This window comes from Mesorhizobium sp. LSJC269B00 (genome assembly GCF_000502815.1).
GTDB lineage: Bacteria > Pseudomonadota > Alphaproteobacteria > Rhizobiales > Rhizobiaceae > Mesorhizobium.
The window spans coordinates 176,435-199,522 of the sequence record NZ_AYVN01000006.1 but is presented as its reverse complement, the minus strand read 5'-3'; the positions used below and the strand labels follow the sequence as shown (position 1 = coordinate 199,522).

Below are 23,088 nucleotides of genomic sequence, written 5' to 3'. Positions count from 1 at the left end.
CAAAGTCCGGTTGCGACGGTGCGCCCTCTTGCCTGCTTCCGCGCGTTGCCATATCGATTTGTCTTACAAATACGGAGACCATGATGGCAGGCGCCCCCACCGGAAAGAAGAAATTTCGCTCGCAGGAGTGGTTCGACAATCCCGACAATCCAGGCATGACCGCGCTCTACCTCGAGCGCTACCTGAACTACGGCCTGACGCGGGCCGAGTTGATGTCGGGCAAGCCGCTGATCGGCATCGCCCAGACCGGCTCGGATCTGTCGCCGTGCAACCGCCACCATATCGAACTGGCCAAGCGCGTGCGCGAAGGCATCGTCTCGATGGGCGGCATCCCCTTCGAATTCCCGTGCCATCCGATCCAGGAGACCGGCAAGCGCCCGACCGCGGCACTCGACCGCAACCTTGCCTATCTCGGCCTGGTCGAAGTGCTTTACGGCTATCCGCTCGACGGCGTCGTGCTGACCATCGGCTGCGACAAAACCACGCCGGCGCTGCTGATGGCGGCGGCCACCGTCAATATTCCGGCCATAGCACTTTCGGTCGGACCGATGCTCAATGGCTGGCACAAAGGCAAGCGCACGGGATCCGGCACCATCGTCTGGGAATCGCGCCAGCGGCTCTCCGCCGGCGAGATTGACTATGACGAGTTCATGGACATCGTCGCCTCATCGGCGCCGTCGACCGGCTATTGCAACACCATGGGCACCGCCACCACGATGAACTCGCTGGCAGAGGCGCTCGGCATGCAATTGCCGGGTTCGGCCGCCATTCCCGCACCCTACCGCGAGCGCGGCCAGATCTCCTATGAGACCGGCAAGCGCATCGTCGAGATGGTGCATGAGGATCTGAAGCCGTCCGACATCATGACGCGCAAGGCCTTCGAGAACGCCATTGTCGTCAATTCGGCGATTGGCGGCTCGACCAATGCCCCGATCCACCTCAACGCGATTGCCCGTCATCTCGGCGTGCCGCTCACCAATGACGACTGGCAGACGGTCGGCCTCCATGTGCCGCTCATCGTCAATCTGCAGCCATCGGGCGAATATCTCGGCGAAGACTATCATCATGCCGGCGGCGTGCCGGCTGTGGTGGCCGAACTGATGAAGGCCAAGCTGCTGCCCTATCCCGAAGCGATGACCGTCAACGGGAAATCGATCGGCGACAATTGCAAGGATGTCGCCAACGAGAACACCGACGTCATCCGCACCGTCGCCGAGCCGCTGAAGGCCAATGCCGGCTTCATTAATCTCAGCGGCAATCTGTTCGATTCCGCAATCATGAAGATGAGCGGCATCTCGCCGGAATTCCGCGAACGCTATCTCTCCAACCCGAACGACCCGGAAGCCTTCGAGGGCAATGCCATGGTCTTCGATGGTCCCGAGGACTACCACGCCCGCATCGACGATCCGGCGCAAGGCATCGACGAGCACACCATCCTGTTCATGCGCGGCGCCGGCCCGATCGGCTATCCCGGCGGCGCCGAGGTCGTCAACATGCAGCCGCCGGCCTATCTCATCAAGAAGGGCATTCACGCGCTGGCCTGCATCGGCGATGGCCGCCAGTCGGGCACATCCGGCTCGCCGTCTATCCTCAACGCTTCGCCGGAGGCCGCCATTGGCGGCGGCCTGGCGCTGCTCAAGACCGGCGACCGTGTGCGCATCGATTTACGGAAAGGCACTGCCAACATCCTCGTCACCGACGAGGAAATCACGCGCCGCCGTGCCGAACTGCAGGTCGATGGCGGCTATCATTATCCCAAGCATCAGACGCCATGGCAGGAGATCCAGCGCTCCATGGTCGACCAGTTCTCGGAGGGCATGGTGCTGAAGCCGGCGGTGAAATACCAGGACGTCGCGCACACCAGCGGCGTGCCGAGGGACAACCACTAAGCGTTGCAAGTTTGGTGAAATCGAAGGCGGCTTGCCATCGGGTAGGCCGCCTTTTCTCATGGCAGCGCTCTTGTATCGATTGGGCCAAGTCTACAGATACGTCGTCTCGATAGGTCCTGCACGAGGGATAACACCCATCAATGACGAAGCGGCGCTCTTCCCTCGGTTTCCTCGGCATGTTCGGCCGCTCCGGCGATTTGCGGGAACTCGACACCGCGCTGCGCGGCGCCGATCTTCATCCGGCGCTTGTCCCTGAGGGGGTAAAGCTCACCATCGTCAATTTGATGAAGGATTATTGGCCGGACGAGCCGCCGCCGGACGCCTACCGGTCCGTGGCGCAGCTGTTTGGCTATTGCATCGCGGGCCCACAAACCTTCGAGCAGGCCAATGGGCCGGAGCGGCGGCTGGACGCTGAGCGCCGCATCGAGGCTGCGCTTGAAACCGGCGACAGCCTGGATGCCCAGATCGTGTTGATGGCGCTGCATGGCAAGCTGATCAGCGCCGAAGTGGTCGAGCGCTTGGGTTAAGTGCGGACTGACCTACGTAAGGTGAAGCTTACCCGCCCATGCCGCTGCGTGGCAGCTTGATCATCTCGCCGAAGCGGGCGCGCAATTTGTCGTCGAGCAGCTTCGGCACATGGCGCGGGAAGCGCTCGGCAAGCACGCGCTTCTTTTCGATGATCGCCCGCTGCAAGATGTCGGGCCGGCCCTTCTCGTTCCATTCCTTGGGCGAAAAGCGGTCGCCGACGGCCGGGTAAAAATACTCGGTCTGCATCAGGCGCAGCGTCTGCTCGTTGCCGAGATAGTGGCCTGGGCCATTCATGCAGACTTCGGTGATGGTGTCGATCGACAGCGCTTCGTCGGTCACTTCGATGCCCCGCACGCAGCGCAGGCAGTGGCCCAGCATGTCATTGTCTATGATCAGGCTCTCCAGGCAAAAGCCGAGCAGCGAGGCGTGCATGCCCGCCGATTCATAGACCAGATTGAGGCCGGCAAGACCGGCCATCACGTCGGTGATCCCCTTTTCATAGCCGGACTGGATGTCGGGCAGTTTCGAATCCGTCATGCCGGCGGCCGAGCCGCCCGGCAGATCGTAGAACTGCGCCATCTGCGCGCAGGCCGAAGTCAGTACTGCCTGCTCGGCCGAGCCGCCCGACATGGCGCCGGTCCTCAGGTCGGAGACGAACGGCCAGGTGCCGAAGATCGCCGGATGCCCGGGCTTGATGGCGTTGACGTAGATGAGGCCGACCAGCACTTCGGCCACCGCTTGCACCACAGCGCCGGCAATCGCCGCGGGAGCGGTGGCGCCGGCCTGGCCGGCCGATAGAAGCAGGATCGGGATGCCGCCGTCGACACAGGCTTCGAGCACGCCGCAGGCGTCCTCGGCAAACTTCATCGGCGGCACGACGAAGCAATTGGAGTTTGACACGAACGGCCGGGCGCGAAAGTTCTCCTCGCCGCCGGCGATCGCATAAAGCATTTCCAGCGCCGGCTGCACGTTCTCGCGCACCGTGAACGAGGTGCCGACATGCTTCGACGTGCCCATCACGCAGGCGTAGAGCGTGTTGAAGTCCATTTCGAGCGGATCGGGAATGTCGCGCGGCACCATCGGCCGCTGGAAGAAATGGATGTTGTCGAGCCCTTCGACGAGGCGAGCGGCATCATAAATGTCCTGCACCAGCGACTCGCGGTATTCGCGCTTTTCGACATCGACCAGATGCACCGCCGCACCCGCCGTGCCGTAATGCACGCGCTTGCCCTGGATAAGCATGTCATGCCTCGGGTCCTGGCCGTGCAGCGTAAAATTCCGCGCGGCTCGTCTGATCGTGTCCATCACAAGCCCACGTGGGAAACGGACGCGGCCGTCATCGCCATAGACGGCGCCGACCCCGGTCAGCGCCTCGACGCAGGAGGGAATGGCATTGGCGAAGCCGACGGTCTCCAGCAGCGTCAGCACCGCTTCATGGATGCGCTCCTGGTCGTTCTGGTTGAGCGGCCCGTAGCTGCCGCCTTCGAGGCCGGCGCGCACCGGCCGGATATCGTCGGCAAGCGGTGCGGCCCGCATGGCGCGGCGCGCTTCGCGCCCGCCGGATCGTCGCGTACGCTGGTCGGCCGATGTATCTTTAGGAGCCGCATCCTTAAGAGCCGCATCCTGCTTCTCAACAGCCACTGACATGGGGGCACTCCACCTTTAGTTTGCGAAACACGACGCGATGATTGGTCCACCGTCGGCTTGCTTCGTCCCTCTGTCAGCCGACTATGCCGTTGCCATTGGCCCAGCCTATGGGCCAGTCAACGCAGCCGAGTATGCCAGAGATCTAATGCAGAATGTTGGTGATCATGCCAAGGGCCGGGGCTGTTCAAAGCTCCGGCACAGGCAAATCAGGCTGCCGCGGGCCTGCGTCCGGCCGCGGTCGCGAGCTCGCGAATACCCGGCTCGATGTGCTGCAGCGCGATCGAGGAAATGCCCAAGCGCATGAAACGCGACGGCTTTTCGGTGCGATCGAAGAAGCGATCGCCCGGCTCGATGATGACGCTGCGCGAGGCCGCGGCCTCGGCCAGTCCACGTGAATCGGTGCCGCGCGGGCCTTCCAGCCAGAGCGATGTGCCGCCGGCCGAATCGGTCGAGCGCCATTCCGGCAGGAATGCGGAAATCGCATGGACCAGACGCTTGCGCCGCTCGTCGAAGGCCGACGACAGCCGCCGCACCAGGGCTTCGTGATGGCCGAGCGACAGGAACAGCGCGACCGCGCGCTGGTTGTTGGCCGGCGGGTGCCTGAGCATGAAGCGACGCAGCGCCCTGAGCTCGGAGATTAGTCCAGCCGAAGCGACGATGTAGCCAAGCCGCAGGCCCGGAGCCAGCGTCTTCGACATCGAGCCGACATAGACGACGCGACCCGAGCGATCGAGGCTCTTCAGCGCCTGCTGCGGCGCCTCGTCGAGAAGCTGGCTGTCATAGCCGTCCTCGATGATGATCTGGTTGTGGCGGTTGGCGCGCGCCAGAAGGTCCTGCCGCCGCTCCGCCGACAGCGGCACCATGGTCGGGCAGTGGTGGCTGGGGGTGACGAAGACAAAGCCGGAATCGTTGGGAATGGACGAGGTGACGATGCCGGACTGATCGACCGGAACCGGCTGGATTTCGGCGCCTGCCAAGCGGAAGATCGAGCGCGCGTCGGGGTATCCCGGGTCTTCCATCGCGACCTTGGAGCCCTTTGTCATCAGCAGTGTCGCCAGCATATAGAGCGCGTTCTGGGCGCCCAGCGTGACGATGATCTCGTCCGGATTGGCGAAGATGCCGCGCCGCGGCAACAGCCGCGCCTGGATCTGCTCGATCAAGAGCGGATCGTCGCGATCGACCATGTCGGAGGCCCAGTTGCGGATTTCGAGCACGGCCAGCGCCATGCGGTTGCACTCACGCCATTCGGCTGTCGGGAACAGCGCCGGGTCGAACTGGCCGTAGACGAAGGGGTAGGAGGACTTGATCCAGTTGTCGTGCTTGGCCGGTGGCGGCATGTCGCTGGCGGCGATCTGCCGGCGTGCCTTCCAGTCGATCTCGTTCTGCTGGTCGGGCGCCTTCTGGTGCGGCTTGGCGGGGGTGGCCAGCACATCCGGATTGACGAAATGGCCGCGCCGTTCGCGCGCCACCAGGAAACCTTGGTCGACCAATTGCTGGAACGCCAGCACCACAGTGCCGCGCGCGACGCCGAGTTTTTCAGCCAGGATGCGGCAGGACGGAAGCGGCATCGAAGCGGCGATCTGCCGGTCGAGAATGGCGGCGACGATCGCCTGACGGATCTGCGCCTGCAGGGTCTGGCCCGATTCCGCCGAAATCCGGAACAGGCCGGACCATATGGCCGTGTCGTTACGCTGTGGCATGGAAGGTGTTCCTCGATGGCCAGTCTTTTTTGCTTGGCTGGACCAGCGGAAGGTAACCGTGGCACAAGGGGTTGCGCCAATCAATTTTTCTGATCGCTGGGATTTATGCCAGTGATCTATGCGCGACGCGCAGCGTCGTCGCATCCCCGGGTGACGCTTGCGTCATCCCGCAGCGCGGACGCCCGCGCGATGCGAAGCGTCGTCGCGCCTCATTATCCCCAGCGCGACGCGCAGCGTCGTCGCTACTCCCATCAAATCATCCAGCGCGGCGCGCAGCGTCATAGCTCCATCACATCGCACTATGCTGCACTGCGTCATCCCCACGCATTGAAACATGCGGAATTCGGCTCAATAAGATCAGCGCGACGACACGCGCCGGAAACATCCGGTCTGATAAGATGTCGTGAAAAACGATCAGGAGCCGAAAGTGGATCATTCCTCCTTCGACAAACAGCTTGTCGCCTTGCGTGCTGCGCGCGCGGCGGCATCGGGTACGATGCGCGAGGCTTTTGCCGCCGACCCCAAGCGCTTCGAGACGTTCTCGGCCAGCGACGGCGACCTTTTGCTCGACTGGTCGAAATGCGCGGTCGACCAGGGCACGATGGAACTGCTCGAGAAGCTCGCCGCCGCCGCCGATCTCGAAGGTCGCCGCGCCGCAATGTTTTCCGGCAAGAAAATCAACATCACCGAAGACCGCGCCGTGCTGCACACGGCGCTGCGCAACCTCTCGGGCAAGGGCGTCACCGTCGATGGCCAGGACGTCAAGGCGGATGTGCTGTCCGTGCTCGACGCCATGGGCGCTTTCGCCGACGCCATTCGCTCCGGCAAGGCCGCCGGCGCCACCGGCAAGAAAATCACCGACATTGTCAACATCGGCATTGGCGGCTCCGATCTCGGCCCGGCCATGGCGACGCTGGCGCTGGCGCCCTATCACGACGGCCCGCGCGCGCACTACGTCTCCAACATCGACGGCGCCCATATCCACGACACGCTGAAGGGCCTGTCGGCCGAAACCACCCTGTTCATCATCGCCTCGAAGACCTTCACCACGGTCGAGACGATGACCAATGCCGAGACGGCGCGCGAATGGGTGCAGAAGGCGCTCGGCAAGGAAGCTGTCGGCAAGCATTTCGCCGCCGTCTCGACCGCGCTCGACCTGGTTTCCAAGTTCGGCATCGAAGCGGATCGCGTGTTCGGCTTCTGGGACTGGGTCGGCGGCCGCTATTCGCTGTGGGGCGCCATCGGCCTGCCGGTGATGATCGCCATCGGCCCGCGCAACTTCCGCGCCTTCCTCGATGGCGCGCATGAGATGGACGAGCACTTCCGCACCGCACCCCTGCAGAAGAACCTGCCGGCGCTGCTGGGGCTGGTCGGCTGGTGGCATCGCGTGATCTGCGGTTATCCGGCGCGTGCGGTCATCCCTTATGACCAGCGCCTTTCCAGGCTGCCGGCCTATCTGCAGCAGCTCGACATGGAATCGAACGGCAAGGGCGTCACCCTCGACGGCACGCCGGTGACGACGCCGACCGGACCGCTGGTCTGGGGCGAGCCCGGCACCAATGGCCAGCACGCCTTCTTCCAGCTGCTGCACCAGGGCACCGATTCCATCCCGGTCGAGTTCCTTGCCGCTGCCGTCGGCCATGAGCCGGATCTGAAGCACCAGCACGATCTACTGCTTGCCAATTGCCTGGCCCAATCGGAAGCGTTGATGAAGGGCCGCACGCTGGACGAGGCTCGCGCGCAGATGCTGGCCAAGGGCATGAAGCCGGCCGATGTCGACAGAATAGCCCCGCACCGCGTCTTCTCCGGCAACCGCCCCTCGGTGACGATCCTCTACCGCAAGCTCGACCCGCGCACCTTCGGCCGGCTGATCGCGCTTTACGAGCACCGCGTCTTCGTCGAAGGCACTCTGTTCAACATCAATTCCTTCGACCAATGGGGCGTCGAGCTCGGCAAGGAGCTGGCGACCGGCCTGTTGCCAGTCGTGGAAGGCAAGGAGAGCGCCGCCAAGCGCGACGCATCGACGGCCGGGCTGGTGGCGCGCATCCAGCAACTGCGGGGGGCGCAATGAAAAATCCGGCCGACATCAAGGGCATATTGTTCGACAAGGACGGCACGCTTGTCGATTTCAACGCGACCTGGCTCGGCATCGCCGATTTCATGGCCATGGATGCTGCCGAGGGCGATCGCTGGAAAGCCGACAGGCTGCTTTCAGCGGCGGGCTTCGATTTTGTCGCCAAGCGTTTCAAGCCGGATTCCATCTTCGCCTCGGGCACCAACATGGATGTCGTCGAACTATGGTTCCCGCGCCTGTCCGACGAGGACCAGATGCTGGCCGTCGCCCGTTTCAACGAGATCACCTCGGTGCAAGGCTCATCGATGGCGGTGGCCTTGCCCGGCATCGTCGCGGCGCTGACGGCTCTGCACAAGCGATCCTACCGGCTCGGCGTCGCCACCAATGATTCGACTGCCGGTGCCGAAAAGACCATGGTCACGCTCGGCGTCGCGCAGCTGTTCACCGCCGCCTATGGCTATGACGCGGTCGCCAATCCGAAACCGGCGCCGGACACGATCGTCGCCTTTTGCGACCTGACCGGGTTGAAGGCGTCCGAGATCGCCATGGTCGGCGACAACCGCCACGACCTGGAGATGGCGCGTGCCGGCGGCTGCGGCCTGGCGGTCGGCGTGCTCTCCGGCACCGGCACGCGGGAATCGCTGGCGTCGATCGCCGATGTCGTTCTGGATTCGGTTGCCGACTTGCCGGACTTTCTGTCGGCGCGGGTCAAGGAGACGGTCTGACGGGGGCCTGGGGCAAACTCAATTCGGCTCGGGATTTCCCCGCCAATGGCCGAGTTGGGGGAAGCAGCCATGAAACTATGGAGCTTCTGGTTTGTTTTCGGACATAGTGGGCTACTCATTAGCAGAGCAAACGTACCCGCATCTGCCGCACCTGATCTTGGCGCTTGCGTTATCGATGTCTTCGCCAGGCTGAAGCTCGAAGCCGCGATTTTCGCACTTTGGGCAAACTATGAAGCCGATACGTTGAACAACTTTAATCCACGCCATTCGACTTCTCCTATCAACGGCTAATCCAATCTATTTTCTGCCCCTTGAGGTTTGTCCACAATGAGTAGAATCCGGCCATTCAGAGCGACTGGGCTTTGCCGCGTCGCGCTAGCAATCTTCCGGCTCGAACCAAAACACACCGCTCGGCTTGGTCACATCACCCTTTGCGTCGCCGAAATCCGGCACCTGATATTCGGCGAGCAATCGTAGCCGCGACAGCGGCAGATCGGCGCGGCGGGGATCGCCGACCAGCACCTCGATGCCGGCTGCCAGGCAGCGGTCGAGGAACGGGATCACCCGCAGAGCAACCTCGCGGCCGTAGAACACGTCGCCGGCAAGCACGAGATCGACCGCTGGCGGCGGGCCCGTGGTGATATCCTGGTCGACAATGGTGATCTCGACGCCGTTGGCCAACGCGTTGAGGCCGATCGCGGCGACGCCGTTGCGATCGCTCTCGGCGGCGATCACCGCGCTGGCGCCGGCCTTGGCGGCGGCGATGCCGACGAGGCCCGAGCCGGCGCCGAGGTCGAGCACGCGGTGACCGGCCACGATTTGCGGATGGTCGAGTATATAGCGCGCCAGCACGGCGCCGCCGGCCCAGGCATAGGCCCAGTAGGGCGGCTGCGGCTCAGCTTCGTGCTCCTCGGTCTGGCTGCCGTCTTCCGGTCCATGAGCTCGCCACTCGACAAGCCGCCTCAGGCCGCTGCCGGAATGAGCCGTATAGAGCTGGATTTCACGAAGGGCGGGAACGGGCGCAAGCCGCAGGTTCGCCTTGATGAACACTACTGCATCGGGACGCCGACTATCGTCCGCCATCCCGCCGTCGCCAGGCTCGCCGTTCAAATTATTCCCGCAGCGCCCGGCGCAAAATCTTGCCCACCGGCGTCTTCGGCAGCTCGGTCCTGAACTCGATGTATTTCGGCCGCTTGTAGCCGGTCAGGTTCTCGCGACAATACGCAGTGATTGCCTCAACGGTCAGCGCCGGATCCTTCTTGACGATGAACAGCTTCGGCACTTCGCCCGAATGCTCGTCCGGCACGCCGACCGCCGCCACTTCGAGCACGCCCGGATGCTGGGCGACGACTTCCTCGAGTTCGTTGGGGTAGACGTTGAAGCCGGAGACCAGGATCATGTCCTTCTTGCGGTCGACGATCTTGGTGTAGCCGCGCTCGTCCATGAAGCCCATGTCGCCGGATTTGAAAAACCCGTCCTTGGTCATCACCTTGGCGGTCTCGTCCGGCCGGTTCCAGTAACCGGCCATGACCTGCGGCCCGCGAATGCAGATCTCGCCGACCTCGCCGAGCGGCAGGTTGTTGCCGTCATCGTCGCGGATGACGATCTCGGTCGACGGCAGCGGCAGGCCGATCGTGCCGGTGAAATTGCTGTCGCTGAACTTGTTGGCGGTCGCCACCGGCGAGGTCTCCGACAGCCCGTAGCCCTCGGTGATCGAATTGCCGGTCAGCGCCTTCCAGCGCTCGGCAACCCCCTTCTGCACCGCCATGCCACCACCCAGCGTCATGATCAGCGGCTTGAAGTCGAGCTTGCGGAAATCCTCGTTGTTGAGCAGCGCGTTGAACAGCGTGTTGAGGCCGGGGAAAATGTGCATCGGGTATTTCTGCAGCTCCTTGACGAAGCCGGGAATGTCGCGCGGGTTGGGAACGAGCACGTTCTGGGCGCCCTGCTGCATGCCCATCAGCGCGTTCACCGTCAGCGCGAAGATATGGTAGAGCGGCAGTGCGCAAATGAAATTGAGATGCGCCGGTTTCGGCTTGATCGCATAGGCGTCCTGCAGCCACAGCGTGTTCTGCGCGACATTGGACAGCACATTGGAGTGCAGCAGCACAGCACCTTTGGAAATCCCCGTGGTGCCGCCTGTATATTGCAGGAAGGCGACGTCGCTGGCTTCCATCTTGGCCGGCTTGAAGGCGATGCCGGCGCCGGCCTTCACCGCCGCATTGAACTTGACATGGCCGGGCAGCGACCAGGCCGGCACCATCTTTTTCACCCGGCGCACGACCAGGTTGACGATCGTGCCCTTGAGGCCGCCGAGCATGTCGCCCATCGCCGCGACCACCACATGCTTGACCGCCGTCCTGGCAATCACCGCGTCCAGGGTGCTGGCGAAATTCTCCAGAATGACGATCGCCTGCGCGCCGGAATCCTTGAGCTGATGTTCGAGCTCGCGCGGCGTGTAGAGCGGATTGATGTTCACCACGACATAGCCGGCGCGAAGCACGGCCATCATCGCCACCGGATATTGCAGCACATTCGGCATCATCAGCGCCACGCGTGCGCCTTTCTGCAGGCCCTTCGATTGCAGATAAGCGCCGAAGGCGGCCGATTGCCGCTCGAGTTCGGCATAGGAGATCGACTTGCCCATGCAGACGTATGCCGGCTGGCCGGAAAACTGCTTGCAGGCGCCGACGAGGAAGTCGCCGATCGAACTGTAGGGCAGGGCGCCGATCTCCGCCGGCACGACTTTCGAATAGCTCTTTAGCCATGGCTTTTCCGGCAAGCCCGCGGCAAGCGCCGTCAGCGTATTCGGCAGTTTTTTGGCCGCGCCCGGCGACGGCTTCGAGGCGGGCTTCGCCGCGGCTGTCTTCGCGGCTGGCGGCTGGGCGGGCTTTGCAGCGGGTGTTGTCTTCGCCGCGCGCTTGACCGCAGGTTTCGCTGCCGGGTTGGCGCTTGCCTTCGCCGGCGTCGAGGTTGCCGTTGGCTTGACGGCGGGAGTGGCTTTGGCCGGTGGCGCTTTCGACTTGGCGGCAGCGGCGGCCGGTTTTGAAGCTTTCGCCGCTTTTGCTTTCGCCGGGGCCGTTGTCTTTGTTGCTTTCGCCACCTCTAGCCTCCCTCGGTCGTTCTGTTGCCTGCTCCTGCTGCGCCGCCTCGATGTGGTGAGGCGTCCTCCGCTGCAGCGATGTCGCGGATTCCCGGAAATCCAGCGTGTCATCTATCTATTGCGACTATCGGCGGCCGTGCAAGTCTTGCCCCAGCGGCAGGACGGCAAAGATTTGCCGTCGAAATCCTTCCCGCGATGCCAGCTCAGGCAATGCCGTCCGGTCATCTCGGTGGCGAAACCCAGGCTTGTGGATTTTTGGCTTACGATTGCTGCGATCAATGAAAAAATGCGGTCGTTAACAATCCCGTGATTAGCAGATTTTGCTATTTGTTTCTGCAGTTCGTCAAAGACCGAGAAATATTTTCTGCTTACGGTGGGGTAGGCAAACAGGGTGTTCCAAAGCCGGAAAAACGGTGCTTATATGCGCGCTTCGCGAGCCTATAGAGGGGCTTGGAAGAACATCAGGGAGTGCTCAATGAAAAAGAAACTGACTTTTGCAGCCGCGTTGCTGGCTGCAAGCGTCCTCGGCGGTGTGGCCAATGCCAAGACGCTGGTCTATTGCTCGGAGGCCTCGCCGGCCAACTTCGACCCGGGTACCACGACGGGCGGCAACGACTTCGACGCCTCGTCGCGCACCGTCTATTCGCGCCTGGTCGAGTTCAAGCATGGCGGCACCGAAGTTGTGCCCGGTCTCGCCGACAAATGGGAGATTTCGGACGACGGTCTGGTCTATACTTTCCACCTGCATCCGGGCGTGAAGTTCCAGACGACGGATTTCTTCAAGCCGACGCGTGATTTCAATGCCGACGACGTCGTCTTTTCCTTCGATCGCCAGTTCAACAAGGAAAACCCCTGGAACGGCGAAAAGTACCTGCCCAACCTGACCTGGGACTATTACACCGGCATGGACATGCCGAAATACGTCGCCAAGTGGGAAAAGGTCGATGACCTGACCGTGAAGCTGACGCTGACCGAGCCGAATGCTCCGATGCTGGCCAATCTCGGCATGGACTTCGCCTCGATCGTGTCGAAGGAATATGCCGACCAGCTGGAAAAAGACGGCAAGATGGCCGACTTCTCGACCAAGCCGGTCGGTACAGGTCCGTTCCAGTTCGTCGACTACCAGCTGGATTCGGTCATCCGCTATGCGGCCAACCCGGACTACTTCAAGGGCAAGGAAAAGATCGACGATCTCGTCTTCGCGATCACGCCTGACGCCACCGCCCGCATCCAGAAGGTGCTCGCCGGCGAATGCGATATCGCGCCCTATCCGAATCCTGCCGACATCGGCACGATCAAGGCCAACGCCGACGTGACCCTGATGGATCAGGCTGGCCTCAACATCGGCTATATGAGCTACAACACCACCATCCCGCCGCTCGACAAGCCTGAAGTGCGCCATGCGCTCAACCAGGCGATCGATCGGGAATCGCTCATCAAGTCGCTGTTCCAGGACGCTGGCGCCACGCCGGCCGTAAACCTGATCCCGCCGACCATGTGGTCGTGGAACAAGGACGTGAAGTCCGACGCCTATGATCCGGAAGCCGCCAAGAAGGTGCTGGCCGATGCCGGATTGAAGGAGATCCAGCTTTGGGCCTCCGACCGCGTCCGTCCCTACAACCCGAACTTCCAGCGCGCCGCCGAACTGATCCAGGCTGACTGGGCCAAGGTCGGCGTCAAGGCGGAAATCGTCAGCTACGAGTGGACGAAGTACCGCGAAGAAGGCAAGAAGAAGGAACGCCCGGGCGCCTTCCAGATCGGCTGGACCGGTGACAATGGCGATCCGGACAATTTCTTCGCCACGCTGTTCGCCTGCTCGGCCATCGGCGTGTCGAACTACTCCAGCTGGTGCGACAAGGACTTCGAGGATCTGATCCAGAAGGCCAAGAAGACCAGCGACCAGGCCGAACGCACCAAGCTCTATGAAGAGGCGCAGGTTGTCTTCCAGAAGCAGGCTCCGGCCTTCCTCATGGCACACAGCCAAGTCTACGCAGTCGTGCGCAAGAATGTCAGCGGCTTCATGATGGACCCGCTCGGCATTCATCGCTTCGACGGCGTCGACAAGGCCGAATAGAACTGTTAGGCGGGCGGCGCGCAATCAGGCGCCGCCCGCTTTTCAAGATGCTCCGATATCTCCTAAACAAAATCGTCTTGGTGCTGCCGACGCTGATCGGCATCACCATCTGCGCCTTCGCTTTCGTCAGGCTGCTGCCCGGCGATCCCATTCTTGCCATGGCCGGCGAGCATGGCGTGTCGCCCGAGCGTTACGCGGAACTGAAGGAACAGTTCGGCTACAATTTGCCGATCTGGCAGCAATACGCGCATTATGTCCGCGATGCCGCGACCGGTAATTTCGGCGTGTCGATTTCGTCCAAGCGGCCGGTCATCGAAGATTTCATGACGCTGTTCCCGGCAACCATCGAGCTCTCCGTCTTCGCCATGATCTTCGCCATGGTGCTGGCCATACCGGCCGGCATCATTGCTGCGGTCAAACGCGGCTCCTGGTTCGACCAGGGGCTTATGGGCACCGCCCTCGTCGGCTATTCCATGCCGATCTTCTGGTGGGGCCTGCTGCTGATCATCTTTTTCTCCGGCTATCTCGGCTGGACCCCGGTTTCAGGCCGCATCGGCCTTCAGTTCTTTATCAAGCCGATCACCGGCTTCTTGACCCTCGACAGCCTGCTCTACGGCAAGTGGGATGCTTTCCGCTCGGCATTGAGTCACCTGGTGCTGCCGACAATTGTGCTCGGCACCATCCCGCTGGCGGTGATCGCGCGCCAGACGCGCTCGGCCATGCTCGAAGTGCTGGGCGAAGACTATGTGCGGACCGCCCGCGCCAAGGGCCTGTCGTCGTCCCGCGTCATCGGCGTGCATGCGCTGCGCAATGCGCTGATCCCGGTGGTCACCACCATCGGCCTGCAGGTCAGTACCCTGCTCGCCGGCGCCATTCTCACAGAAACCATCTTCGCCTGGCCGGGCATCGGCAAGTGGATGGTCGAATCCATATCCAAGCGCGACTATGTCGTCGTGCAGTCAGGCTTGCTGTTGATCGCCCTTATCGTCATGGCGGTGAACCTGATTGTCGACGTGCTTTATGCCGTCATCAACCCGCGCATCAGGGCGGCGTGATGAGCCAGTCCACCGAAATCGCCCCGATGGCCGCCGGCAACCCTGACCGTCTGACCGGCTTCAGGACCTTCTGGCACTATTTCTCGGTAAACCGCGGCGCCGTCATCGGCCTTTTCGTCTTCATCCTTTTGGTGCTGGCCGCGCTCTTTGCACCGCTGCTGGCGCCCTATGCGCCCGACATCCAGGACAAGACCGCTTTCCTGCGTCCGCCGGCCTGGCAGGCGGGCGGCAGCATGGAATATCTGCTTGGCACCGACGCGGTCGGCCGCGACATGCTCTCGCGCCTGCTCTATGGCGCGCGTTTCTCGCTGCTCATCGGCGCCGTCGTGGTCACACTGGCGCTTGTCGGCGGCATCACGCTCGGCCTTTTGGCCGGCTATTTCCGGGGCTGGGTCGACGTGGCGATCATGCGCGTCATGGATCTGATCCTGTCCTTCCCGTCGCTGCTCTTGGCGCTGGTTCTGGTCACCATCCTCGGCCCCGGCCTGTTCAACGCCATGCTGGCCATCGCGCTTGTCCTGCAACCCCACTTTGCCCGTCTGGTGCGCGCTGCCGTCATGGCCGAAAAGAGCCGCGAATATGTGGTCGCCGCCAAGGTCGCCGGCGCCGGCCATATAAGGCTTATGCTGCGCACCATCCTGCCCAACTGCCTGGCGCCGCTGATCGTCCAGGGCACGCTGTCCTTCTCCAACGCCATCCTGGAGGCGGCCGCTCTCGGCTTTCTCGGCCTTGGCGCCCAGCCGCCGACACCGGAATGGGGAACCATGCTCGCCTCGGCGCGTGAATTCATCCTGCGCGCCTGGTGGGTGGTGACCTTCCCCGGTCTGGCCATCCTCATCACCGTGCTTGCCATCAACCTGATCGGCGACGGTCTGCGCGATGCGCTCGATCCGAAGCTGAGGAGGTCGTAATGGCGCTGCTCGACATCCGCAATCTCGTCGTTGAGTTCCAGACCGCATCCGGCCCGTTCCGCGCGGTCGATGGCGTCTCGCTCCATGTGAACGAACGTGAAGTGCTGGCCATCGTCGGCGAATCCGGCTCCGGCAAGTCGGTGTCGATGTTGGCTGTGATGGGGCTGTTGCCGTGGACGGCGACGGTCACTGCCGACGAGATGAGCTTCAACGGCCGCGATCTCCTGAAGATGAGCCCGGCCGACCGGCGCAAGATCGTCGGCAAGGACATGTCGATGATCTTCCAGGAGCCGATGGCCAGTCTCAATCCGTGCTTCACCGTCGGCTTCCAGATCGAGGAGGTGCTGCGCTTCCATATGGGCATGGACAAGGCCCAGCGTCGCGAGCGCGCCATCGAATTGCTGACGCAGGTCGGCATTGCCGAGCCGGCCGAACGGCTGAACTCGTTTCCGCACCAGATGTCAGGCGGCCAGTGCCAGCGCGTGATGATCGCCATCGCCATCGCCTGCAATCCGAAGCTTCTGATCGCCGACGAGCCGACGACCGCGCTCGACGTCACCATCCAGAAGCAGATCCTCGACCTGCTGGTCTCGCTGCAGGTCAAATACGGCATGGGCCTGATCATGATCACCCACAATATGGGCGTCGTGGCCGAGACCGCCGACCGCGTCATCGTCCAGTACAAGGGTCGAAAGATGGAAGAGGCCGACGTGCTGTCGCTGTTTGAATCGCCGAAGAGCAATTACACCCGCGCGCTTTTGTCGGCACTGCCGGAAAATGCCGTCGGCGACCGGCTGCCGACCGTCTCGGACATGCTGTTCGAACCGGCTGCCGGGAGCGTCTGATGGGCATCAAGGTCGTCGAAGGCAAGGACATCGTGCGCGACTATCACGTCGGCGGCGGCCTGTTTCGCGGCGCGCGCACCGTGCATGCGGTCAAGGGCGTCTCGTTCAGCGTCGACAAGGGCAAGACGCTGGCCATCGTCGGTGAATCGGGCTGCGGCAAGTCAACGCTGGCGCGCATCATCACGCTGATCGATCCGGCAACGTCGGGCGAGCTGTTCATCGACGGCAACAAGGTCGACATCGCAAGGAACGGCCTGACCAGGGAGATGCGCCGCAAGGTGCAGATCGTCTTCCAGAACCCTTACGGATCGCTCAATCCGCGCCAAAAGATCGGAGATGTGCTGGGCGAGCCGCTGCTCATCAACACCGACAAGCCGGCCGAAGAGCGGCGCGACCTCGCCATGAGGATGCTGAAGAAAGTCGGCCTCGGAACCGAGCACTACAATCGCTATCCTCACATGTTCTCGGGCGGCCAGCGCCAGCGCATCGCCATTGCCCGCGCGCTGATGCTGAACCCGAGCCTGCTGGTGCTTGACGAACCGGTCTCCGCGCTCGATCTTTCGGTGCAGGCGCAGGTGCTCAACCTGCTCGCCGACCTGCAGGACGAATTCCAGCTGACCTATGTCTTCATCAGCCACGATCTGTCGGTCGTGCGCTACATCGCCGACGATGTGATGGTGATGTATTTCGGCGAAGCCGTCGAATACGGCTCGCGCGAGGAGGTCTTCGCCGACCCCAAGCACAACTACACCAGGACGCTGTTCGCCGCGACGCCGCGCGCCGACGTCGCCTCGATCAAGGCGCGGCTGGCGAAGAAGAAGGCCGCCTGACCTCCCACCGAGAATTGTTTTTGAACAATCGGAAATGCGTCGCGGCGGTGGTTTGCCGGCAGGATTGATCGCAATCTGCGAGCTGCCGGGCGCGCAAGCCGCGTCGCAGGTCGGGGTGCGCCCCATCACTCACCCGCTCCGTGCTGGTAAAGCTCGTCCATGCTGAGCATTGCCAGGGTTGCGAAGGGGGCCTGTTTTTTCACCCGACCGCGGCTCAAGATCACCACGTCGTCGCAGAACGATATGGTGCTGTAATGATGACTGATGACAATGGTGGTGCGGCGGCCGGCCCGCGATTTCAGCGTCTCGACAATAGCGGCTTCTGACAACCCATCCACCGCACTGGTGGCTTCGTCGAGGATGAGAATATCGGGATCGCGCACCAGCGCCCGCGCCAGGGCGATCCTTTGCCTTTGTCCGGCTGACAGGTTGATGCCCCGGTATCCGACCAGTGTCGCGTAGCCCTGCGGCAGGTGCTCGATGAATTGATGTGCCTCGGCCAGCCTTGCGGCGCGCATGGCGTCGCTGGCCGACGCCGTGTCGTAGCCGTAGATAATGTTTTCAAAAATGGTGCCGTCGACCAGTTCCAGCTCCTGACTGGCCAGGGCAATGTTCCGCCGCCACTGGCTTGGGTCCACTTCATCGAGCGGTGCCCCATCGACGAGGATCCTGCCGCTGTCGGGTTTGACGAAGCGGCACAGGAGATTGACGATCGTCGTCTTGCCGGCGCCCGAGCGGCCGATCAGCGCCGTCGAGCGGCCGCTGCGGATGTCGAACACCGCCTTATGCAGCACCGCCTCGCGCGCGTCGGGGTCTGACAGGGGACCGGAATAGGCGAAGCTCACGTCATCGAAGCTGATCCCTTGGCGCAAGCCGTCGAACGGCAGGCTGCCCTGCGGCGCCTCGGGCTTGTCGGAAGGATCGAGCAGCCATTGTACCTCCTCCAGCGAGCCGCTCATGCCTTGCAACTGACTCCAGGACATCTGCAAGGCGCGCATATGCGGCTGCAGTCGGTAGAGCAGGATGAGGAAGGCGACGGTCAGCGGGAAGCTTACATTCGCCAGCCAGGCTCCGATCACCACCGCCAGGAACAGCATCGCGTGCAACACCTCGGTCAGTGGCGGCAAGACGCCCTGGCGGATTGAAAGCACGAAAGCCGCCCGCCGCACCCCGTCGGACGCTTTGGCGAAGACCGCCTTTTCGCGGTTCTCCTGCCCGAAGATGCGAATTAGGCGCCCGGCATGCACCAGATGCAGCATCTGCGACGCCAGTGCGCTGTTGCGCGAGACGACGCTGCGGCTCGGCGCCTTCAGATTGGACGACAAAACCCCGTGCGCCAGTTGGACGAGCGCCAGCCCTAGCGTCACCAGCAGCGTCATCTGCCAAGAGAGGAGCAGGAGGAAGGCGAGCAGGATGACGGCGGCCGAGGCACTGACGATCGCGCCGAGCAGGGCCTGGATAGCGTCGGATGCTCGCCAGGATTCGTTGGAGATGATGTTGAGCAGCCGCCCGGGGCTTTGCTGCAGGAAAAAGGGGTAGCCGACCCTGAGCAACTGCTCCGACAGTGCGCTACGGATCGAATAACCTGCCTTGCCGTAGATGTAGCTGGTCAGCAGCGTGTTGGCGAAGGCAAAGACATTTTTCAGTACGATCGAACCGAGGATCGCGGCCGAAATGGCGATCAGCCGCTGGCGCTCGCCGAGGTCCGCTCCAACCTGCTGGAGGAGGGCGGAGAAACCGGCCATGCCTGATGTTTCGCCACGTCCCATAATGATGCCAAGCAGCGGAATGATGAGACCGATGCCGAGGCCTTCCAGCGCGGCGCCCGCGAGCCCGAGCCCCACCACGACGGGAACGAGCCGCAACAGCCTGCCACCAAGCGCGCGGCGCAGCATTGGCAGGGCTGACGGAATCAGTGACATTATCGCGCTCTGGCCTCCGCATTGGCTTCGCTGGCTTCTCGGTCGTGGCGCAGCGGCAGCCGTTTTGGCCATCCCATCATGACGAGCAGCGCAAATCTGGCGGCACCTGCCAGATTCATAACGACAATAGGCCAGTGCGACAGATCGAGGTCGCGGTCAAAGCGAGGACGGCCCGCCAGTTCCCTGAACGCGGCCCGCGCGGACCAATAGACATGGCGAAGCAGCCAAGGGGCGTGGCGGACATGTTTCAGGCACAGCGCACCATTACCGAGGCTATAGTCGCGGTGCAGCCTGTCGATCGATTTGCGGTCTCGCCGGCCGTGATGATGCAAGACCGTCATGTCGGGCACATACTCGACCGGCATGCCGAGCAGCATCGCCCGCACGAGATAATCAGTATCTTCAGCCGAGCGTAGCGGGCCGCCAGCGCCGAAGCGTTCGTCGAACGACCCGATGCGGGCCGCGACGTCGCGGTGCATGGTCATGTTGCAGCCGAGCACGAAGCCGCCGGGGTGGACCGCCGGGGTCAGCCGCTCGCTTGCCTCGCAGAGCTTTATGGTGAAGGGCAGGTCCCGGGCATCACCGAGCTCGACCCGGCCGCCGCGGATCAGCCACTTCTCGCCACTCCGGTAGTGCCGCTCCAGGTCGCGGAGATAGTCGCGGTCGAGCTTGCAGTCGTCGTCGACGAAGACCAGCACGCGGCCTCGCGCTCGCGCCAATCCGGCATTGCGGGCAGCGGCTAGTCCGGGGCGAGTCTCCGAGACGGCTGTGACTGGGATGTCGGAAGTTTCGGCGATAGCGGCCAGCCGCTTTGACGTGCCGTCCCGTGAACCATTATCGACCACCACCAACTCTGCCGCGAAGGTGGCGTGCACCCGGCATGCCGCCTGGATCGAGGCTATGCAAGCCTCCAGCACAGCGGCGCGGTCGCGCGTGCAGACGATGAAACTGACCTCGAGCGACGGCCGCTCCGATCGGGGAGATGTCGGGACAGGCGCACTCGCAAACTGGTGATCGCGCAGGAGCGGGTGGGGCCTGTCGGTCATACCAGTCCCCGCTGATAACGCGCAAGCACCGCTTCGGCCGGCGTGGTTTTGAAGAAGTAGGCCACCGCGTCCGCCCGCTTTCCGGCCCTTATCGAGAGCAGGCTGAGCCAAGGCGCCCAGACGCCGGGACGCAGCGCATATTGTTCGCGGCGCCGGATGAAATTCCATCTCGCCGTCCGCGTGAGCAATTCGTGGGTCAGCGGCGGTTCTCCTTCGTCGCCGACGAGTTGGTAGAGGAAATAGAACAGGTTCAGCGCGCCTGCCTCGAAGCTTGGCCGTGTGTCGGTCGGCAGCTCGGAAATCCGCTCTTCAAGCGCACGGATGAAATCGGCTGCGCGCGAAACCGTGTCGAAAGAGACGGCCTCGCCGATGTCGCGCAGATCCGCTGTGGTTTCCGCAAGCCCCTCACGCTCGAGATTTTCGGCCACGATCCGCAAATGCGTCCTGCGCATTTCCTTGGCATGCCGCATGGTCACGCTTCCCGCATGGATGCGATAGACGAGCAGGCTATCGGGCAATATGGTCGCCGGGAAACGGCCGGCAAGCCGTCTGAAGAGATCAAAATCCTCGGCATGCCTATATTTTGGATCGTAATAGAGATCGTTGTTCCCAATAACCTTCCTGTTATAGATCACCGTCGGATGTAAGAATATCGTAAAGAACATAGACAATATGTCGAGCCGGCCGAGCCGGAACACCGGGTCTAGCCTGCCTTTGGCGATACGGCCGTGAAGCAAGGTATCGACGCAGGCGCCGCAGAAGCCGAGATCGGGCCGCCGCTCGAACAGTGCGACCTGGCGCGAGAGGCGCCGGGGATAGGCGACATCGTCCGCATCCATTCGCGCAACAAGCTCGCCCTGGGCCAGCCGTAGCCCTTCATTGAGGGTGGCGACGAGGCCGCGGTTCTCACGCGAGATGACAGAAACGCGATTGTCTGCCCGGCGGTATCGTTCGAGAATCTCGAGCGAGTTGTCAGTCGATCCGTCATCGATAGCGATGACCTCCAGGCGATCGTAGTCTTGCCGCAGAATGCTCTCCAGCGCAGCGGTGAGATAAGGCCCGGCATTGTAGACCGGCAGCAGGACGGAGACGAGCGGCGCGGTGGTCATCTCTGCGCATCCGTTCGCCGGAGTTCGAGTGCGGCGCGGCCATCGGGGGATCCGCCGGGATAGGCGTCCGCCGCCCTGCCGAGCCAGCCGGGATCGCCAGCGCGTGCCTGGGAGCGGCGGCGCGCTACATAGGGGAAGCGGCGCTTTAGGCCGTTGAGCGGCTTTTCGAAAGCCGTCCACGAGATCGAAGCGACGGCGATCGTGGCGGCGCTCGCGACCAGGAAACGCCCTGGCCCCTGCTCCGAGACGTTGAGCGGGATCCAGGGCTGTGACTTGACGGCGAGCGACAGAAGGATCGGATGGTAAAGATAGACGCCGTAGCTGATGCGGCCCAGTGACAGCAGCGGTGGCAGTTCGAAAACCCTGCCGAGGACGCCGCCAAGGCCGGCTGAACAGGCGGCCACAACGGCCACCAGCGGCACTAGGGGCAGGATCTGCAGCAACGCCCAGCGGGCCCATTCCAGCATAGGATCGGCCGGCGCAGGGATAAGCCACTCAATCGCCAGGAAGACAGCCGCAAGGGCTGGCCAGCCTAGCCGCATCCATTGCGGCAGGCCGGCGCCTCTGGTCCGCCGGCAGGCAAGCAAAGCACCAAACGCCAGCGCGTCCATCGATGCTGGCGGCAGCAGGTCGCGCGCTAGCGCCGGGGTGGCGGTGATCGGCCAGTAGAAGCGATAGGCCAGCGACAACAGGATGACGCCGATAGTGATCGCTTCCACCCGCCGGCGGGGTGCGAGAAGCACGACCAGCGGCCAGGCGATATAGAACTGCTCCTCGATGCTCAGGCTCCAGAAATGGCAGAGTAGCCAGGGCGTCCATTCGTTGCGCAGCGCGTACCAAAAATTCGACAGGTAAAGCGCATGCCAGACGAGCGATCCACTGGACTGCTCCAGATCGGTCAGCCAGACGAACCCAAGCACGGCGAAATAGGGCGGGAATATGCGCAGCGCGCGCCTGATGTAGAAGGAACTCAATGCAGGGCCGGCTTTGAATTCGGCCGCGGCGCGCGCTTCGAGCAGCAGTCGTGTGATCAGGAAGCCGCTCAGCACAAAAAAAAGCCGCACCCCGATGTGGCCCCAAAAGGAGGACCCGTTGGGTGCAAGGAAATGGGAATAGAGAACCATCGTGACAGCGATGGCGCGCAGAGCGTCCAACTGATTGTCACGCGCGACCGCCATCAGCCATTTCCGCCGGTCTGAAATCTCCGATGAAGCCAGCGGCCCTGCATTCCGGGCCTCAGGTCGAGGCCTGCCAGCGTCGAGAGTGCGCCGACAACATCAAACCCGCGCCTTGTGCGCGGGGCAGCCTCGAAATCGGTGCTGGCCAGCGAAAAATTCAAGCTGATCAACTTGGCGGAATCCTCCACGGCGCACTTCCCAGTACCAAATCCCCCAAGAAATGGTGCAACCTGGCAATGGTGCAGTGCAACACAAAATATCTATCGAGCTGTAATATTTGTGTGAGTTAGTGCTAAAAATGGGTATGATTTGCGAGTGCGTTGCGTCGCTGAGGGTTTTTCATGTCCGCAATGCTGCATGAGCAGTAGTACCATGTCAGAAAAGTCACGATTTAATTACACAACTATAATCCGGAGTGTCTGATATAGGTCAAAATTGACGAAGATAATTCT

Annotated in this window: 20 protein-coding genes; 11 read left to right on the top strand and 9 right to left on the bottom strand. The window is 62.8% G+C overall.

The annotated features are described in order from the left end of the window. Positions 1-83 precede the first annotated feature (83 nt). Together X771_RS146995 and X771_RS0134320 are read left to right on the top strand one after the other, a co-directional pair. Positions 84-1,889 (top strand): IlvD/Edd family dehydratase, encoded by a 1,806-nt coding sequence (locus X771_RS146995; protein ID WP_023688786.1) that lies wholly within the window; start codon positions 84-86, stop codon positions 1,887-1,889. Between the two features lie 140 nt (positions 1,890-2,029). Then, on the top strand, positions 2,030-2,416 hold the full coding sequence (locus tag X771_RS0134320) for a hypothetical protein (protein WP_031202784.1): 387 nt from the start codon (positions 2,030-2,032) through the stop codon (positions 2,414-2,416). A gap of 28 nt (positions 2,417-2,444) precedes the next feature. Here X771_RS0134320 and X771_RS147000 read toward each other — a convergent pair whose 3' ends face one another. Together X771_RS147000 and X771_RS147005 are read right to left on the bottom strand one after the other, a co-directional pair. Then, positions 2,445-4,064 (bottom strand): trimethylamine methyltransferase family protein, encoded by a 1,620-nt coding sequence (locus X771_RS147000; protein WP_023688785.1) that lies wholly within the window; start codon positions 4,062-4,064, stop codon positions 2,445-2,447. A gap of 206 nt (positions 4,065-4,270) precedes the next feature. Next, complete coding sequence (locus tag X771_RS147005; protein ID WP_023669484.1) at positions 4,271-5,764, bottom strand: PLP-dependent aminotransferase family protein; 1,494 nt, start codon at positions 5,762-5,764, stop codon at positions 4,271-4,273. 463 nt (positions 5,765-6,227) lie between these two features. Between X771_RS147005 and pgi the strand changes: the two genes are divergently transcribed. The 3 genes from pgi to X771_RS1000000168200 all read left to right on the top strand — a co-directional run bounded on the left by pgi (position 6,228) and on the right by X771_RS1000000168200 (position 8,854). Next, positions 6,228-7,835 (top strand): glucose-6-phosphate isomerase, encoded by a 1,608-nt coding sequence (gene pgi, locus X771_RS147010; protein ID WP_245260274.1) that lies wholly within the window; start codon positions 6,228-6,230, stop codon positions 7,833-7,835. Further along, positions 7,832-8,563, top strand: coding sequence for an HAD family hydrolase (locus X771_RS147015; RefSeq protein ID WP_023688783.1), 732 nt, complete (start codon positions 7,832-7,834; stop codon positions 8,561-8,563). The genes pgi and X771_RS147015 overlap by 4 nt, the downstream gene beginning before the upstream one ends. Before the next feature lie 69 nt (positions 8,564-8,632). After that, positions 8,633-8,854: a hypothetical protein gene (locus tag X771_RS1000000168200; protein ID WP_155922478.1), complete on the top strand. Its 222-nt coding sequence runs from the start codon at positions 8,633-8,635 to the stop codon at positions 8,852-8,854. A gap of 84 nt (positions 8,855-8,938) precedes the next feature. Here the strand turns inward: X771_RS1000000168200 and X771_RS147020 are convergent, their stop codons facing one another. Continuing rightward, complete coding sequence (locus X771_RS147020) at positions 8,939-9,646, bottom strand: 50S ribosomal protein L11 methyltransferase (protein ID WP_031198174.1); 708 nt, start codon at positions 9,644-9,646, stop codon at positions 8,939-8,941. A 28-nt stretch (positions 9,647-9,674) separates the two neighbouring features. Continuing rightward, positions 9,675-11,345: a long-chain fatty acid--CoA ligase gene (locus tag X771_RS147025; RefSeq protein WP_245262667.1), complete on the bottom strand. Its 1,671-nt coding sequence runs from the start codon at positions 11,343-11,345 to the stop codon at positions 9,675-9,677. Between the two features lie 37 nt (positions 11,346-11,382). Here X771_RS147025 and X771_RS1000000169245 point away from each other — a divergent pair, with 37 nt between their 5' ends. The 6 genes from X771_RS1000000169245 to X771_RS147050 all read left to right on the top strand — a co-directional run bounded on the left by X771_RS1000000169245 (position 11,383) and on the right by X771_RS147050 (position 17,381). Next, positions 11,383-11,976, top strand: a complete 594-nt coding sequence (locus tag X771_RS1000000169245; RefSeq protein ID WP_245262666.1) for a hypothetical protein — start codon at positions 11,383-11,385, stop codon at positions 11,974-11,976. A gap of 165 nt (positions 11,977-12,141) precedes the next feature. Then, on the top strand, positions 12,142-13,740 hold the full coding sequence (locus X771_RS147030; RefSeq protein WP_023669491.1) for an ABC transporter substrate-binding protein: 1,599 nt from the start codon (positions 12,142-12,144) through the stop codon (positions 13,738-13,740). Positions 13,741-13,787: 47 nt separating this feature from the next. Continuing rightward, positions 13,788-14,795, top strand: a complete 1,008-nt coding sequence (locus X771_RS147035; protein ID WP_023669492.1) for an ABC transporter permease subunit — start codon at positions 13,788-13,790, stop codon at positions 14,793-14,795. Positions 14,796-14,821: 26 nt separating this feature from the next. Beyond that, on the top strand, positions 14,822-15,706 hold the full coding sequence (locus X771_RS147040) for an ABC transporter permease subunit (RefSeq protein WP_050485757.1): 885 nt from the start codon (positions 14,822-14,824) through the stop codon (positions 15,704-15,706). Beyond that, on the top strand, positions 15,706-16,551 hold the full coding sequence (locus tag X771_RS147045) for an ABC transporter ATP-binding protein (RefSeq protein ID WP_023688781.1): 846 nt from the start codon (positions 15,706-15,708) through the stop codon (positions 16,549-16,551). The genes X771_RS147040 and X771_RS147045 overlap by 1 nt, the downstream gene beginning before the upstream one ends. After that, the gene (locus tag X771_RS147050; protein WP_023688780.1) at positions 16,551-17,381 is read left to right on the top strand and encodes a dipeptide ABC transporter ATP-binding protein; all 831 of its coding nucleotides are present in this window, start codon (positions 16,551-16,553) and stop codon (positions 17,379-17,381) included. The genes X771_RS147045 and X771_RS147050 overlap by 1 nt, the downstream gene beginning before the upstream one ends. 125 nt (positions 17,382-17,506) lie before the next feature. Here X771_RS147050 and X771_RS147055 read toward each other — a convergent pair whose 3' ends face one another. The 5 genes from X771_RS147055 to X771_RS147075 are packed head-to-tail and all read right to left on the bottom strand — an operon-like array spanning position 17,507 to position 22,824. Further along, the gene (locus X771_RS147055; protein ID WP_031202782.1) at positions 17,507-19,303 is read right to left on the bottom strand and encodes an ABC transporter ATP-binding protein; all 1,797 of its coding nucleotides are present in this window, start codon (positions 19,301-19,303) and stop codon (positions 17,507-17,509) included. Then, entirely contained in the window at positions 19,303-20,349 is a 1,047-nt protein-coding gene (locus tag X771_RS147060) for a glycosyltransferase (RefSeq protein ID WP_023682048.1), read from the bottom strand. The genes X771_RS147055 and X771_RS147060 overlap by 1 nt, the downstream gene beginning before the upstream one ends. Beyond that, entirely contained in the window at positions 20,346-21,458 is a 1,113-nt protein-coding gene (locus X771_RS147065) for a glycosyltransferase (protein WP_023682047.1), read from the bottom strand. Before X771_RS147065 ends, X771_RS147060 begins: the two co-directional genes overlap by 4 nt. Next, the gene (locus X771_RS147070; RefSeq protein ID WP_023682046.1) at positions 21,455-22,636 is read right to left on the bottom strand and encodes an acyltransferase; all 1,182 of its coding nucleotides are present in this window, start codon (positions 22,634-22,636) and stop codon (positions 21,455-21,457) included. Before X771_RS147070 ends, X771_RS147065 begins: the two co-directional genes overlap by 4 nt. Continuing rightward, on the bottom strand, positions 22,636-22,824 hold the full coding sequence (locus X771_RS147075) for a hypothetical protein (protein WP_023682045.1): 189 nt from the start codon (positions 22,822-22,824) through the stop codon (positions 22,636-22,638). Before X771_RS147075 ends, X771_RS147070 begins: the two co-directional genes overlap by 1 nt. Positions 22,825-23,088 lie beyond the last annotated feature (264 nt).

What these genes read in the sequence shown, in the direction of transcription:
- X771_RS147000 (WP_023688785.1), bottom strand. Translation starts at nt 4,064, where the DNA reads ATGTCAGTGGCTGTTGAGAAGCAGGATGCGGCTCTTAAGGATGCGGCT.
- X771_RS147060 (WP_023682048.1), bottom strand. Translation starts at nt 20,349, where the DNA reads ATGACCGACAGGCCCCACCCGCTCCTGCGCGATCACCAGTTTGCGAGT.
- X771_RS147035 (WP_023669492.1), top strand. Translation starts at nt 13,788, where the DNA reads ATGCTCCGATATCTCCTAAACAAAATCGTCTTGGTGCTGCCGACGCTG.
- X771_RS147020 (WP_031198174.1), bottom strand. Translation starts at nt 9,646, where the DNA reads ATGGCGGACGATAGTCGGCGTCCCGATGCAGTAGTGTTCATCAAGGCG.
- X771_RS147040 (WP_050485757.1), top strand. Translation starts at nt 14,822, where the DNA reads ATGGCCGCCGGCAACCCTGACCGTCTGACCGGCTTCAGGACCTTCTGG.
- X771_RS146995 (WP_023688786.1), top strand. Translation starts at nt 84, where the DNA reads ATGGCAGGCGCCCCCACCGGAAAGAAGAAATTTCGCTCGCAGGAGTGG.
- X771_RS1000000168200 (WP_155922478.1), top strand. Translation starts at nt 8,633, where the DNA reads ATGAAACTATGGAGCTTCTGGTTTGTTTTCGGACATAGTGGGCTACTC.
- X771_RS147070 (WP_023682046.1), bottom strand. Translation starts at nt 22,636, where the DNA reads ATGGCGGTCGCGCGTGACAATCAGTTGGACGCTCTGCGCGCCATCGCT.
- X771_RS0134320 (WP_031202784.1), top strand. Translation starts at nt 2,030, where the DNA reads ATGACGAAGCGGCGCTCTTCCCTCGGTTTCCTCGGCATGTTCGGCCGC.
- X771_RS147030 (WP_023669491.1), top strand. Translation starts at nt 12,142, where the DNA reads ATGAAAAAGAAACTGACTTTTGCAGCCGCGTTGCTGGCTGCAAGCGTC.
- X771_RS147045 (WP_023688781.1), top strand. Translation starts at nt 15,706, where the DNA reads ATGGCGCTGCTCGACATCCGCAATCTCGTCGTTGAGTTCCAGACCGCA.
- X771_RS147015 (WP_023688783.1), top strand. Translation starts at nt 7,832, where the DNA reads ATGAAAAATCCGGCCGACATCAAGGGCATATTGTTCGACAAGGACGGC.
- X771_RS147050 (WP_023688780.1), top strand. Translation starts at nt 16,551, where the DNA reads ATGGGCATCAAGGTCGTCGAAGGCAAGGACATCGTGCGCGACTATCAC.
- X771_RS147005 (WP_023669484.1), bottom strand. Translation starts at nt 5,764, where the DNA reads ATGCCACAGCGTAACGACACGGCCATATGGTCCGGCCTGTTCCGGATT.
- X771_RS147065 (WP_023682047.1), bottom strand. Translation starts at nt 21,458, where the DNA reads ATGACCACCGCGCCGCTCGTCTCCGTCCTGCTGCCGGTCTACAATGCC.
- X771_RS147055 (WP_031202782.1), bottom strand. Translation starts at nt 19,303, where the DNA reads ATGTCACTGATTCCGTCAGCCCTGCCAATGCTGCGCCGCGCGCTTGGT.